At 40.5% G+C, this 15,215-nt stretch carries 13 protein-coding genes and 2 pseudogenes; all 15 read left to right on the top strand.

Going from position 1 to position 15,215, the window contains the following annotated elements; translation table 11 throughout:
* Positions 1 to 70: 70 nt before the first annotated feature.
* Positions 71 to 769, top strand: a complete 699-nt coding sequence (gene tolQ / locus NI465_RS13055; protein ID WP_049590884.1) for a protein TolQ — start codon at positions 71 to 73, stop codon at positions 767 to 769.
* Between the two features lie 12 nt (positions 770 to 781).
* Complete coding sequence (tolR, locus tag NI465_RS13050; protein ID WP_253145615.1) at positions 782 to 1,228, top strand: protein TolR; 447 nt, start codon at positions 782 to 784, stop codon at positions 1,226 to 1,228.
* Entirely contained in the window at positions 1,225 to 1,986 is a 762-nt protein-coding gene (locus NI465_RS13045; RefSeq protein WP_228722200.1) for an energy transducer TonB, read from the top strand. The genes tolR and NI465_RS13045 overlap by 4 nt, the downstream gene beginning before the upstream one ends.
* A gap of 120 nt (positions 1,987 to 2,106) precedes the next feature.
* Positions 2,107 to 2,265 carry a transposase gene (locus NI465_RS16760; RefSeq protein ID WP_163170403.1) on the top strand — a complete coding sequence of 53 codons (159 nt, stop codon included), beginning with the start codon at positions 2,107 to 2,109 and terminating at the stop codon, positions 2,263 to 2,265.
* 293 nt (positions 2,266 to 2,558) lie between these two features.
* Positions 2,559 to 2,837 (top strand): hypothetical protein, encoded by a 279-nt coding sequence (locus NI465_RS13040; protein WP_131273872.1) that lies wholly within the window; start codon positions 2,559 to 2,561, stop codon positions 2,835 to 2,837.
* Between the two features lie 22 nt (positions 2,838 to 2,859).
* A complete protein-coding gene (locus NI465_RS13035) occupies positions 2,860 to 3,915 on the top strand; it encodes a DUF932 domain-containing protein (protein WP_253145613.1) in 1,056 nt (351 codons plus the stop codon).
* 203 nt (positions 3,916 to 4,118) lie between these two features.
* A complete protein-coding gene (locus NI465_RS13030; RefSeq protein ID WP_253145611.1) occupies positions 4,119 to 5,177 on the top strand; it encodes a YqaJ viral recombinase family nuclease in 1,059 nt (352 codons plus the stop codon).
* A 195-nt stretch (positions 5,178 to 5,372) separates the two neighbouring features.
* Positions 5,373 to 6,257 carry a recombination directionality factor gene (locus NI465_RS13025; RefSeq protein WP_253145610.1) on the top strand — a complete coding sequence of 295 codons (885 nt, stop codon included), beginning with the start codon at positions 5,373 to 5,375 and terminating at the stop codon, positions 6,255 to 6,257.
* Between the two features lie 79 nt (positions 6,258 to 6,336).
* Positions 6,337 to 6,567: a helix-turn-helix transcriptional regulator gene (locus NI465_RS13020; RefSeq protein WP_155861816.1), complete on the top strand. Its 231-nt coding sequence runs from the start codon at positions 6,337 to 6,339 to the stop codon at positions 6,565 to 6,567.
* A 350-nt stretch (positions 6,568 to 6,917) separates the two neighbouring features.
* Positions 6,918 to 8,486 (top strand): type I restriction-modification system subunit M, encoded by a 1,569-nt coding sequence (locus tag NI465_RS13015; RefSeq protein WP_253145608.1) that lies wholly within the window; start codon positions 6,918 to 6,920, stop codon positions 8,484 to 8,486.
* A pseudogene (locus NI465_RS16860) lies at positions 8,486 to 8,974 on the top strand (restriction endonuclease subunit S); the annotation flags it as partial. The gene NI465_RS13015 and the pseudogene NI465_RS16860, both read left to right, overlap by 1 nt.
* A pseudogene (locus NI465_RS16855) lies at positions 8,966 to 9,700 on the top strand (restriction endonuclease subunit S); the annotation flags it as partial. The pseudogenes NI465_RS16860 and NI465_RS16855, both read left to right, overlap by 9 nt.
* Positions 9,701 to 9,765: 65 nt before the next feature.
* A complete protein-coding gene (locus NI465_RS13005; protein WP_253145604.1) occupies positions 9,766 to 10,905 on the top strand; it encodes a PD-(D/E)XK nuclease family protein in 1,140 nt (379 codons plus the stop codon).
* Positions 10,906 to 10,944: 39 nt separating this feature from the next.
* Positions 10,945 to 11,844 carry a DUF5655 domain-containing protein gene (locus NI465_RS13000; RefSeq protein ID WP_253145602.1) on the top strand — a complete coding sequence of 300 codons (900 nt, stop codon included), beginning with the start codon at positions 10,945 to 10,947 and terminating at the stop codon, positions 11,842 to 11,844.
* Positions 11,845 to 11,872: 28 nt separating this feature from the next.
* Positions 11,873 to 14,749, top strand: a complete 2,877-nt coding sequence (locus tag NI465_RS12995; protein WP_253145601.1) for a type I restriction endonuclease subunit R — start codon at positions 11,873 to 11,875, stop codon at positions 14,747 to 14,749.
* Positions 14,750 to 15,215 lie beyond the last annotated feature (466 nt).

The following is a 15,215-nucleotide window of genomic DNA, read 5'->3' as shown; positions in this document are numbered from 1 at the left end:
GGCAAAGAGTCACAGCCCATTTTAAAAATATACATGTACTGCACCATGCAGTAAAAAATTGGAGTGCGTTATGCAAGCAACAATGGATCAAATGTCGGTTTGGATGTTGATTAGCCATGCCAGTGTGTTGGTGAAAGTAGTGATGTTGATTTTGGTTTTATCCTCAGTCGTAAGTTGGTATTTAATCGTGCGTCACGGTATGTTACTTCGTGGACAAGAGCAGCTTTGGAACCGCTTTTTAAAGAATTTTAGACAGCAAAAAGATCTCAATCTTTTACAGCAAGATTACCAACAGCCTGAACAACAGAAAGGCGTAGTCAGCATTTTTCAACATGGGGTGGATGAATACCATCAATTGATCAAAGATGAGCAACTCACTACAAGTGATGTGATTGATGGGGTAGAACGTCGTTTGCTCAGCAGCATCAGTGAAGAAGAAGAAAAGCTTCAGCAAAATCTGACCTTTCTTGCAACAGTCGGTTCAGTCAGCCCGTATATAGGCTTATTTGGAACGGTCTGGGGCATTATGAATGCGTTTATTGGACTGTCTGCCGTTGAACAGGCAACCCTCAATACAGTTGCACCAGGGATTGCAGAAGCGCTGATTGCGACAGCTATTGGTTTATTTGCCGCTATTCCTGCGGTCGTGGCGTATAACCGCTTTTCGGCACGTGCTGACAAGCTTTCCAGTCGTTATTACGGTTTTGCCAATGAGTTGCAAACGCGTATTTATCGTTTGTTGGGGCACACTGAGCGCACTTCGCGTTAAGGAGCAAGAGCCATGATTAAGCGTCCTCAAAAATTAAAACCCAATGCTGAAATGAATGTGGTTCCTTATATTGATGTCATGTTGGTGTTGTTGGTAATTTTTATGGTGACTGCACCAATGTTGACGCAAGGCATTCAAATTGATTTGCCTAAAGTGGATGCCAATGTCATGCCCGCGTCACAACAGCAGCGTATTGTAACCTTATCTATTCAAGCCAATGGCCAGTATTACTGGAATATTGGATCAGAAGTGAATACCGAGAAAGTTACGGATCAGGCCATTGATTTAGCCACTATGCAACAAAAGCTCGTTCCGATTATTCAAAAAGATAAAAGCTTACAGGTTTATGTACGTGCCGATCAGGATGCTGATTATCAACTGGTTGCACAGGCCATAGCATCCTTGCAAAAAAGTGGGGTAACGAACTTGGGGCTAGTGACAGAGGAACCACAATCATGATGACAACCGTTTCCAAAATTAGGTTTCGTGATCAAGGCCTAGCACTTTCGGTCACGGCTGGATTGCATATTGCGCTAATTGCATGGTTATGTACGGTTGAGATGCATGAAACATTGGCGGAACCCAAGCCGAAAACCATTCAATTACAATTTGTGCAAATACCCCCTCCAGCCAAACAACAACCTGAACCTAAAAAGCCTGAGCCGATAGTCGAAGAAAAACCCTTACATGAGCCTGTCAAGAAACAGGTTGAGAAACCTACTGAAGTCCAACCGAAAACCACCAAGAAGTTTGTAGAGTCACAGAGCAACAAAATTGTACCTACAGCGTCTAAACCGACACAGCAAGTCGTGACGGAAAAGCAAGCGGCAGTAGCGGAATCTCAGAAAACAGTAGATACGCAGTCTCAAGCGGATATACCAACTCAGACGAAGACCCAGAAATCAGTAGAACCTAAAGCACAAACTCATCCTGAATCATTTGATGTTAAAAATTATCAACCTGTTACAAAAATAGCACCAGCTTATCCTGAACAAGCTTTGGATCGTAAGCTGGAGGGGGATTGTACGGTGGTGTATAGCGTGAACGAAAAAGGACGGGTAGAAAATCCAAAGGCACAAGGCGACTGCCATCCGATGTTTGTACGACCTTCGATTCAGGCTGCTCTCACTTTTAAATATCAGCCTCGTCTCGTCGATGGCAAACCGACCAGTGTGTCGAATGTTAAAAATACCTTCCAATATCGTATTGAAAGTTAATCTTATTCCGTGGGTGCCATAAATTCTCTTTTAAGCTCTTTTCATTTCTATATTTTTCAATTGCCCGTACTCTTCTTGCCGATAATATTTAGTAGTAAATTCAATATACTATACGATTACATGGTTATTACTGCTCAAAAAAACAGTAAAAATATCATAGAAGCTATCTTATGGAGGCTATGTACGGGTGCGACATGGCATGATATTCCTCAAGAGCTCTGTCCTTTGCAAACTGCTTACAATCGATTTCATCACAGGCAAGTTAAGATACTTTTTTAACTGTCATGATTCTGAGCAGATCCAAGAATACACGGAATTGGGTATTTTAGGTGTTGGTCGAATCTACAGAAATAATTCTAGTGAAGTAGAAAAAATGGTTAATGCTGTGCGCTATTTAGTACGGCCTGAAAAAGATGCGCAACATCTGCGTGTGAAATGCAAAGCCAAGATGCGTACATTTCAATGAGTTGAAAATAATCTCAGATATACATTATCTAGATGAAAACGAGGTTTTAAATACTTTGCAAGGCTTGCCAATCGGTGAGCCTTTGTCATTTCTAGAGGTATATATTATGAGTTTAAATTGTCCTTATTGTTTTTCGGATCAGGTTATTCAAGTGGTTAATCAGCAGGTGAGTGGATCTGATTCTACAGGTCTAGCCGCATCTGCATCGTTCGCAACTATCGGTGCAACCATTTCAAAGGGTTTACCTTTGCCTGTATCACCACTGCTTGGCGGGCTTGCAGGTGCAGTCATTGGTGGCCTATTCAGTAGTGTGTTTGATGAGCCTAAAAAGCCGATCACGCTGACCTATTATCACTGCAATCACTGTCAGCAGAATTTTCGTTGAATCAGCATAGGAGATAAGAACGATGGCACATCAAATCGAACAAATCGCCTATGTTGGCGAAACCCCTTGGCATGGTCTCGGTAATCAGCTAAGTCCGAATCAACCACTGGAAGTCTGGGCACAGCAAGCCGGGATGGACTGGCGGATTGAATCCTCTAATGTCAGCTACATGGCACAAAATGAACGTGGTCAGAGCATTATCATGCCATTTGAAGAGCAGCGAGTGTTGTATCGTTCGGATACCCATGCACCTTTATCTGTAGTCAGTCAGCGTTATCAGGAAGTTCAGCCTAAAGAGATTCTAGAGTTCTACCGGGATCTGACTGAGCAATCTGGCTTTGAGTTAGAAACCGCAGGGGTGTTGAAAGGTGGGAAGAAGTTCTGGGCTTTGGCACGTACCGGGCAAAGTACCGCGTTAAAGTCTAAGGATGTCAGTAATGGTTATATCCTGCTGGCTACTGCGTGTGATGGCACCTTGGCAACGACAGCACAGTTCACAAGTATCCGAGTAGTCTGTAACAACACTTTAGCTATTGCGTTACGTGGGCAGAGCAGTAGTGCTGGTGTGGTGAAGGTTCCACATAGTACCAAGTTTGATGCAGAGAAAGTGAAGCAGCAATTGGGTATTTCAGTTCGTGCCTGGGATGAGCACATGTATGAAATGAAACAACTCACACAGCGTAAGGTGAGTCAGCAGGAAGCCAAAGCTTATTTTGATGCCGTATTCAACAACAGCACCATGTCAATTTCCGATCCTGAAGAAAACATCATTCAGTTCTATCGTAATGTCGCGCAGCAAGCTCAAGAGAAAAAGCCTGAACCAAATGGTCGTGCCATGAATAAAGCTTTGGACATGTTCAATGGGCAAGGACGTGGTGCTGACCTGTCATCCGCCAAAGAAACTGCTTATGGCTTACTGTGTTCGATCACAGAATTTGTGGATCATGAACGACGTGCCATGAGTACCGATCATCGTCTTGATTCAGCTTGGTTTGGTGCAGGCGCAGGTCTTAAGCAACGTGGACTGGAACAGGCGCAGGTCTTAAGCAACGTGGACTGGAACAGGCTTTATCTTTGATAGCCTAAGCTCATGTAATCCATCCAACCTTAACCCCGCAAGTCTCAACAATCGCTGAGTACAGCACACACGTAACTCTCTCTACTTACTACTCACAATCAATAATCTGAATCAGCATGCATATCGCCATACCCGACCTCGTGTCGGGTATGGCTTTTTTATGCATTTCTTTTACAGAGATCAGAATTAATAAGGATAATTCCATGAATCAAATTGTACCTATTTCCCATCAGCCTACGACTGTAGGATCTAAGATCGTAGTCAATCCAACCATTACTACCAAACGCTCAACAGCAGCCAAGCGACTGGTCAACACCAAAGGGATGGAATATCAGGACTGGCTCGAAGTTCGTAAACAAGGTATCGGTAGCAGTGATGCCGCGACTGCCTGTGGTCTCAATCCCTATATGTCGATGCTGGAACTCTGGCTAATCAAAACTGGACGACAGGCTCAATCCATAGAAGATGAAAGCTCAGGTGTAGCACCGCTGTATTGGGGTAAGCAGCTGGAACCTTTAGTGGCTGAGTTCTATAGCATGCACACCCATAACAAGGTGCGACGGATCAATGCAGTACTTCAGCATCCTGATCCCGATAAACACTTTATGTTAGCCAATCTGGATTACAGCGTGGTCGGCAGTGATGACGTTCAGGTCCTAGAATGTAAAACAGCAGGTGAGCATGGAGCAAAATTGTGGCGTGATGGTGTGCCTTTATACGTGCTTTGTCAGGTACAACATCAACTGGCGGTGACTGGTAAACAGGCAGCGCATGTTTGTGTCTTGATCTGTGGGCATGAAACCAAGATCTTCAAAGTGACACGATCAGAATCCGTGATTGAGCATATTGTTCAAGCAGAACGATATTTCTGGGAATGCGTGGAAAAGGATACACCACCATCCGTGGATGCAAGTGAATCGGCAGCTAAAGCGATTCAACAACTTTATCCAGCGCATGTACCCTTAACCGTAGAGGATCTCTCGCAAAATGAAAATGCCAATTTGATGTTCGACCAGCTCATCAAAATGAAGGAAGAGATTCAGCATCAGCAGGAACGCTTTGACCAGCTTAAACATGAAATTCAGATGATGATGCAAGACAAGGAAAGGGCAGTCTTTGCAAATGGCTCAGTAGTCTGGAAGAAAGCCAAGGATTCTATCAGTCTAAATACCAAGGCATTGCTTCAGCACCAGCCTGAACTCATCGAGCTTTATCCACTTCAAAAGCAAGGCAGTCGTCGATTTAACATCTATACCGACTAAGCCCTATCTACAGCACTAAATCAAAAATTCACAAAAATCGCTCCCCGCTCTCTACCCTTCGGTAGAGAGCAAATCGGTCGCGATCTCTGTAGCACTTTATCTGGCTCTACATTCTTTGGGTAACTTATTTGGTCCTTGTTCCGACCTACATACATAGACCCAAATTTGTAAGGTAATACATTAAGGAATATCAACATGATTAAAGGTTTAGCAATTACTCCTCCAATACTCGGACGGATCAGTATTGGTCGGATGGTTGAAAAGAATGGCAAACGCCTACCGGAAAAGGATGACCAGTTCACCATTACTTCCCAGATTCAAAGCAAAGAAGGCTGGGTGAAGCATCCACTGGATGAACAGCTTCGAGCGAATACTCCCAATCAAAAGTTGCGCTCAATCCCTGTTCGCATGATCTTCAATGATCCTGATCTAAACTTACGGGCGGAATATACCCTGTTTGATCGTCAGACTGGTCGTCCAGTATGTGTCGGCAACGGTGAAACATGCCAGCGTTTAACCAATCAAAGCGTGGAGCAACTTCCCTGTCCATCGCCTGATTTATGTCCATTAGCGCAAGGCGGGTATTGCAAGCCCTACGGGCGTTTGCATGTGAACTTAGATGAATCGGATGAGTTTGGCACCTTCATCTTTAGAACTACAGGCTTTAATAGTATTCGGACTTTGGCTGCACGGCTGAGTTATTACCATGCAGCATCAAATGGCTTGTTGTCATGTCTACCCTTGCAGTTGATATTGCGGGGCAAGAGTACGACGCAAAGTTATCGTCAGCCGGTGTATTACGTGGATTTAACTTTAAGAGATGGGATCAGTTTAAATGAAGCGATTATTCAGGCGAAGCAGATTGATGAGCAGAGTAAGCAGGCAGGGTTTTATCAGGAGGCTCTAGACTTTACTGCAAGGAAGGGTTTTGCGAATGGAAGGATGGAGGTCGATATGGAAGAGGGTTTGGATGTGATTGAGGAATTTTATCAGCCTGTCGGAGACCAGCAGATTGAGGAGACTCAGACTGCATTTGATATTCAGCAGGGATTGAAAGGATCAGTGACGGCTTTGAATTAAATCGAACAGGGTAAAACCTTACGAGATTGCCGTATCTCATGAGCGAGTTGCTCGAAATCATGAGATAGGAGTAAACATCATGAATGCATTTGCAGGTCAAACTTTTCAAATGAATCAACTGATCAGTATCAAGCAAGTCATGGAATTTGTTGGAGTGGGGCGTTCTACTATCTATGAGATGATGGATGAATACTCACCTTACTATGATCCAACTTTTCCCAAAAAAGTAAAAATAACTCAAAATCGTATCGGTTGGTCAGCTTATGAGATTCATCAATGGATTGAAAGTAAGTTGGCGGGTCGTGAATAAGGGATGCTCTTAGCTCCCTTATTTTTTGTTTTTTAGTAGACTAATTGTAATTTTTAGGCTAAGTATTCGTAATCAAAACAATAAATTATCAGCTATTTATAGATGAATTACCTAAAGCTTCTCATATCCTTGACGTTGGTCGTGGTTCAGGTTGAGATCCCTTAGCTTTTTAAAAATAAAAGTTATGAGATTAAAGGAGCCTAATGTTGAAAAAAGCATTTATCTTCTTTGCGAATATAAGTGCTTTTTGGGGCAACAAATCCTGTATTTCTCCATTCATTTTTGCTGAAAAAACTTTAATTTTCGGTACACTAGTCATGTTTTATTCTTTTCATCGGACTTCTATAACAATGACCCACGTACAACTGCAACAATTACAAAAACGACTTTGGAATATTGCCAATACTTTACGTGGCACCATGGGCGCCGATGAATTCCGTGATTACATTCTGGGCTTTATTTTCTTTAAATATTTATCAGAAAAATCGGTGAACTTTGCTAATGAATTGCTGGATGGCGAAGACCTCAGCTTTCTTGAGCTGGATGAAAGCAATTCTGAGCATGTGCCTTATATCGAAGAAATCAAAAAGAATGCCATTGCCGAAGTCGGTTATGCGCTCACACCCAAACAGCTATTCCATACCTTAGCCGAGCGTGGTCGTCAGGGCGAATTCATTCTGGATGATTTAACTGCGACCTTAAAATCGATTGAACAAAGCACGTTAGGCACTGACTCTGCCGATGACTTTGCCAACCTGTTTGAAGATTTGGATCTAAACTCGACCAAGCTCGGCAATAATGCCAGTGACCGTAATGCACTGGTGGCGAAAGTCCTCAGTCATTTAGATGACATTGATTTTGATATTTCCAATACCGAAGCCGATGTACTGGGGGATGCCTACGAGTACCTGATTGGTGAGTTTGCATCAGGTGCAGGTAAAAAAGCAGGGGAATTTTATACACCACAAACGGTATCGACTTTACTGGCGAAGATTGTCACCCAAGGCAAAGAACGTTTACGTTCAGTCTATGACCCGACTTGCGGTTCGGGTTCGTTGTTACTACGGGTAAAACGTGAAGTTAAAGATGTCGATATGATTTACGGTCAGGAGATGAACCGTACCACCTACAACTTGGCACGCATGAACATGATTCTACATGATGTGCATTTTGCCAAGTTCGATATCAAGCAGGAAAACACTTTAACCCGTCCGCAGCATCTGGATAAAAAGTTTGATGCAGTAGTGGCTAATCCTCCATTCTCTGCTAACTGGTCAGCCGATCCGTTATTTCTACAAGATGAACGCTTTGCCGCTTATGGCAAACTGGCGCCAAGTTCCAAAGCGGATATGGCCTTTGTACAGCACATGCTGTATCAACTGGATGAGCATGGCACCATGGCGGTGGTATTGCCACATGGCGTGTTGTTCCGTGGTTCCAGTGAAGGTGTGATTCGCCAATACCTGATTGAGCAGATGAACGTGGTGGATACCATCATCGGTCTGCCTGCCAATATCTTCTATGGCACCTCGATTCCGACCTGTATTCTGGTATTGAAGAAAAACCGTGAGCATAGCGGCAATATTCTGTTTATTGATGCCAGCAACGATTTTGAAAAGCAGAAGAACCAAAACAAGCTGTTGCCGGAGCATTTGGACAATATTATTGCGGCTGTTGAAAACCGTCAGGATATTGAAAAGTATGCACATGTCGCCACTTTACAGCAAGTCAAAGATAACGATTACAACCTGAATATTCCGCGTTATGTGGATACCTTTGAAGCGGAAGCCGAGATTGATCTGGATGAGATTGCCAAGCAACTGCAACAGCTTGAAAAAGACAGTCAAAAAACCGATGTGCTGATTGCAGATTTCTGCAAAGAGCTTGGAATTGCTTCACCGTTTGCGGAGGTGAAGTAATGGCTATACCTAAATTACGGTTTAAAGAATTTAATGATGATTGGTCATCTCATAAGTTGGGAAATTTAGCTACTTTTTCAAAAGGAAAAGGGATCTCAAAAGCAGATATATCAGAAGATGGTGAAAATCTTTGTATTAGATATGGTGAGTTGTATACAACTTATGGACAGGTCATCAATCAAGTTGTATCTAAAACAAATATTTCGAAGGCTGATAGTGTTTTAAGTAAAGCAGGCGATGTAATTATTCCAGCATCAGGCGAAACACAAATTGATATTGCTACGGCTTCATGTGTGTTACAAAGCGATATTATTTTAAGCGGTGATTTGAATGTTCTAAATCATGCCGAAAATGGTGAATGGTTAGCTTATTATCTTAGCTCAGCTAAAAAATTGGAAATTGCACAATTAGCACAAGGCAATTCCGTTGTACATTTATATTCATCTCAATTAAAAAATCTAAAAGTTAATAGACCTGCAAAAGAAGAACAAACCAAAATCGCTTCTTTTCTTTCTGCTGTGGATGAAAAGATTAACCAACTCACTCAAAAACATGCGCTACTGAGCCAATATAAACAAGGCATGATGCAAAAACTGTTTAGTCAGCAGATTCATTTTAAAGCGGATGATGGGAGTGAGTTTGGGGCTTGGAAACATTGTAAGTTGAAGGATGTTTTAATAAGTTACAGATTGGGTGGGAATTATTCAAATGCTGAGATGGTCACGTCTTACCCATTAATTAAGATGGGCAATTTAGGAAGGGGATCATTTAACTTAGATAAACTCGAATATATACCTGAAGATCAAATAATTGATCCTGAAGATTTAATTAAAAAGAATGATTTATTTTTTAATACCCGGAATACCTTGGATTTAGTTGGGAAGGTAGCATTGTGGCGAGGTGAATTACCAATTGCTTATTACAATTCCAATCTATTGAGATTAGATTTTGAAAACAATATTTTTATGAATTATCTCTTTAATGAGCAAAAAACTTTGGAAAAGTTGAAAGCGATTGCTTCAGGTACTACAAGTGTGGCTGCAATTTATACTAAAGATTTACTAAAAATAAATTTAGAAATACCTTGTCTAGAAGAACAGAACAAAATCGCCAGTTTCTTATCGAGCATCGACCAAAAAATTGAAGTCGTGGCACAGCAAATAGAACAGGCCAAAACCTGGAAAAAAGGCTTGTTGCAGCAGATGTTTGTTTAAAAGTGTTGAGCCAAATCTACTTTAGGATTTGGCTCTTATTTAAATTAAAGAGTGAAATTATAACAATGCAAGATTTAGAAGACCACCTCATTCAAAAGTATGAAAATCTTTTGCTTAAAGCTCAAAAATATAAAATACCTGAACGAGAAATGACAATTTTTGATACAGCATTAAAAAATCATCATGAAAACCCAATTACAGAACTTTTGGCTTTTTTTCTTGACCCAAATGAAAAACATGGTCTAGGTACGGGATTTTATAATGGCTTTATTAGCAGCTTAAATGCAACAGAAGAATACACAGATTTCGATTTTGGAGAGTTTCTTGAATTATCGACACAACAAACAACGGATAAAGGTAATCGTATCGATTTATGGGTTGAAACTGATACCTCCTTGGTTGTTGTCGAGGTAAAAGTTCATCATCATCAAAATAACCCATTTCCAGACTATGTCTCTTGGGGAAAAAAGAGATTAAAAGAGATTAATCAGTCAATTAAAAAAGAAGAATATCCTGTCGAGAAAAAATTAGTCACTCTTGTGCTATGCCCTCAAGGTGAATGCTCTGCAGATCATTGGATTGGTTTGGCTTATAACGATTTAACCTCAGAAATACGAATAGCACTAGCTCATGATATTTTTAAGAATCCCTTAAATAAATGGGGCGTTTTTGCTCGTGATTTTTTGTTGCATCTAGATAGTTTTGTAGATTTATTGGAAACCAATATGGAAAGTTTAAATTTTGTGGTTGATCACATGCAACAAATTCAAAAACTCGTTAAATTAAGAGAGGATGTTTATCAAGAAATTATTGATCATATTAATAATGAATTACAAACAGCTCTTGGTGAAAAATATGAACCCTATGTAAGAAGACATACTTGGGATAGTACACCGGCATTTCGTTTTGTAGGCAATAATTGGAAAGAATGGTCAGAGTCAGTTTTAAATCTTCATATTGATAAAGATCCTATGAGTTATTCGATCGTTATGTATATTCAAAATCCAACGCAAGAGATTCTTAAAAAAGTGAAGCAGTCTCTTAAAAAAAGTCCACATCAATTTTCTAAAGAATGGCACGAAGGTAAAGGTAATGAATTCTGGGGAATGCGTTGGGAGTTTTCAAAATTTGATTTGAATGAAGCTACGCAATTTATTGTTTTTATACATAAAATCTTAGATCAGATAGAACTTGAGTGGAAATAAGCAATTTAAAATCAATCTAGATCTTTATAAGGCATACAAATGCAATTATATCAAACTCAAGTCCAGACATTCGTTGAGCTGAACGAAGATCCTTTTCGTTTAGAAAGGGAAATTCAAAGCCTGTTTGAAACCAATCTTTACAGCTTTACAGGTCTGGAATTCATCAAGTCTGAATTCACCATTAAAAACAACCGTATTGATACACTGGCTTTCGATCCCGAAAGTCAGGCGTTTGTGATTATCGAATACAAACGTGAACGCAATTATAGCGTGATCGACCAAGGCGTTTCTTATCTAAATCTGATGCTCGACTACAAAGCAGATTTTATCGTTGAGTACAACGAAAGCCAGAGTAAACAGCTTAAACGTCAGGACGTGGATTGGTCACAAAGCAGAATCATCTTCGTTTCCCCCAGCTTTACCGACTTTCAAAAGCAGTCTACTAATTTTAAAGACTTCAGCATTGAGCTGTGGGAAATCAAACGCTATCAGGGTGGAATTATTTCAGTCAATCCATTGCAGAAAACCAAATCAGCCCCTTCAATTAAGCAAGTGCAAAAGATGGGGTCTGAAGACATTAAAAAAATTGCTAAAGAAATCCAGACATATGATGAAGCTTATCACTTGGCGGATAAGTCTGATGACATTAAAGAGCTATATGAGCAATTCAGGGATTCGATTTTAAATCTAGCACCTGACATAGAAATGAATATTCGAAAAAACTATATTGCCTTTAAATGTAAGAATTCCAATCTTTTATATGTGCATTTTTTCAAAGATTTCATACGTTTTGATATTAGTGAGCAAAGAAAGAAATTAATCGATGATCCTAGAAATTTTTTTAAGGATGTGGTTGATGGAAATTATTTTGCTGTGAAAGTTAAAGATAGTGAAAATTTAGAATATATCTTGAGTTTAATTAAACAGACATTGAAGTGAATAATTTAAGATTTTAGAGGGGAAGGAAATGACAGTACAAAGCGAATATCAACTTGAAAACGAACTGATTGGCCAGCTGCAACAATTAGGTTATGCCTCAGTCACGCTCAAGGATGAACGCCAGCTACTGTCTAACCTGAAAACTCAAATTGAACGTGCCAATGCTTTGTCACCTTTATCGCAAGATGAATGGAAACAGGTAATCAGTCATTTAAATTCCGGCACAGTGTTTGAACGTGCCAAAAATCTGCGTGATCTGTTTCCAGTCAAATTTGATGACGGCACTAGCAAACATATTTTTTTCCTGTCTGATGATCCAAGCAAAAATATTTATCAGGTGACCAATCAAATCACCATCGATCACCGCGACTATAATGGCCGTACCAGCCGTTTTGATGTGACCTTACTGGTCAATGGTTTGCCTTTGGTACAGATCGAGCTGAAAAAACGCGGCATGGAAATTGCCGAAGCTTTTAATCAAACCCAACGCTATATTCGTGAAGCCTATTGGGCAGGGCAAGGGCTGTTTGGCTTTATCCAGTTGTTTGTGATTAGTAATGGTGCCAATACTCGTTATTACTCCAACGGCACCACAGGCATCGAGTTTGCCTTTCCATGGGCCGATGTCAGCAACAAACACATCAATGAAATTGTCGACTTTGCCGAAGCTTTTTTCAATCAGCAGCATCTGACCCAAATGCTGACTCAGTACATGGTGCTGCTAGAAACCAGCAAAAGCCTGATGGTGCTGCGTCCCTATCAGATTTATGCAGTACAGAAAATTGTGGAGCATGTGCAAAACTCCGATCAGAACGGCTATATCTGGCACACTACAGGTTCAGGCAAAACCCTGACCTCATTTAAAGCCAGTCAGATCATCATGCAAATGCCTGATGTGGAAAAAGTTCTGTTTGTGGTCGATCGTAACGACCTCGATACGCAAACCTCACGCGAATTTAATGCTTTTAAAGCAGACAGCGTCGACAGCACCGATAACACATCGACCTTGGTAAAACAGCTCGATCAACGTCATGACAAACTGATTGTGACCACCATACAAAAGCTCAATCGGGCCATCAGCACTGAACGTTATTTAGAATCGATTGATTATCTTAAAAATAAAAAAGTGGTCTTTATTTTTGATGAATGTCATCGCAGTCAATTTGGTGAGACCCATCAGAACATCAAAAAATTCTTCAGCAATGCACAAATGTTTGGTTTTACTGGTACGCCTATTTTTGAAAAGAACAGCCAAAGCAAAGCAGGTTTAAAACTCACCACAGACTACCTGTTTAATGAGTGTTTGCATAAATACGTGATTGTCGATGCTATCCGCGACCGTAACGTATTGCAGTTCCAAATTGATTATCGGGGCAAATACACCACCAAAGGCATGGCGACGAATGAAAGTTATGAGGAAGATGTAGAAGGCATCGATAAAAAAGAACTGTATGACAACCCGCAACGCTTAGAAATGATTGCCCGCTACATTGTCAATATCCACGATACCAAAACCCGTAATCGTGAATTTACCGCGATGTTCTGTGTTAGTTCGGTCGAAACACTGACCCAATATTACGACATCTTCGAAAAGGTGCAGGCTGAAAAGCAAATTGAAGATGAAGCACAAGGTCGGATATTTAAACCGTTGACCATTGCCACTATCTTTTCCTATGCTGCAAATGAGGCTGTACCGACTGATGACTTAACTGGCTTGATTCACGAAGAAGCCGCAGATATTCCAACTCAGGTCAATTCATCCAGTCGGGATAAGCTGGATCGCTACATTGCTAATTACAATCGACAATTCAAAACTAACTACAACTCAGGTGATCAATTTTATGCGTACTACCGTGATATCGCACAGCGCGTAAAAAACAGGCAGATTGATATTTTAATCGTGGTCAATATGTTCCTGACGGGCTTTGACTCCAAACCTCTGAATACGTTGTATGTCGATAAAAATCTAAAATATCATGGCTTGATTCAAGCATTCTCTCGTACCAACCGTGTCTACAATGATAAAAAACCATTTGGCAATATCATCTGCTTCCGTAACCTGAAACGAGCCACCGATGAAGCACTGGCACTATTTTCCAATAAAGAAACCACCAAGATTGTACTTGTTCCAAGCTATGCGGAAATCGAACAGGATTACCAAGCAGCGGTGAGCAAATTGTTTGCCTTAACGCCCAATTACCAATCAGTCGATGATCTTGTCACTGAAGAACAGCAACTGGAATTTATTAAAGCTTTCCGTGAAGTGATGCGCTATAACGCGCAATTACAAACTTTTATTGAGTACGATCAAGACCAAACACAACTAGATAAGCAGCACTTTGCGAACTTCGCCTCTAAGTATGCTGACCTATGTCGTGCCGTTAGAAAGACCACCAAGAAAGAAAAAGTATCGGTACTGGATGATGTCGATTTTCAACTGGATTTACTGCATAGTGACCGTATCAATGTTGGATATATCATCAACCTGCTACAGCTTGTTGTTGATACAGACTCAGAGGACAAGCGTCAGAAGTACCAAGCGCAAATTTACGATTTAATCAGTAGTGATATTAGCTTGCACGATAAGCAAGACCTGATTCAAAAATTCATTGAAGAAAACATGCCTAAGATGATCAATGGTCAAAGCGTACAAGATGCCTTTGCACAATTTTGGGATATCGAAAAAGAACAGGCCTATCAGCATCTTTGTAAAGAAGAAAATCTGAAACCAGAAGCGATGAAGCAGGTTCTGGAGCATTATGAGTTCACCAAACGCCTACCACGTAAAGAAGAGTTGAAGGACTTACCAAACTATAAGGTTAAGCTGTTTGAGCGGGATAATGTGTTCACTCACTTGATGGTCAAGACACGCCAGTTGATTGAGAAGTTTTATGTAGGGTTTTAACTCGCTAAAGAAGTAAAGCACTTTAGTAGTGCTTTACATCGTTGGGTGTGTGCATTTGTTCTAACATTTTTAAGACGGTAGCAGAGAATGGTTGCCAATAGTTCCATGAACGATATTTTTGATCAAAACGGCCACCACCTTCATTCCGCCATTGCTTTAGTATCGCAATGATTTCGGAGTTATAAATACAACTCACGGATATCGATTTGGTCATTTGAAACTTAAAGTGGAACAAATGAAATAGATCAACAAGGGGTAAATAAGGGTAATCACTTTATTAAATTTATAAGAAATTTTAATGGGTTAAATTATGAATTATGCTGCCACCATCTCTGTTTGAGTGTTGATGTCAAAAAATAAAAATTAATAAATATAATAGGGTCTGTTGACATTTACTGTTCATAATTAACCCTATAAAGGTAGCCATAAAAATATACAGGCTAAAGCAACAGAACTTTGATAATTT

It is taken from the genome of Acinetobacter lwoffii, from assembly GCF_024129855.1.
Classification (GTDB): Bacteria; Pseudomonadota; Gammaproteobacteria; order Pseudomonadales; family Moraxellaceae; genus Acinetobacter; species Acinetobacter lwoffii_L.
This window is presented reverse-complemented; position numbering and strand designations above follow the sequence as displayed.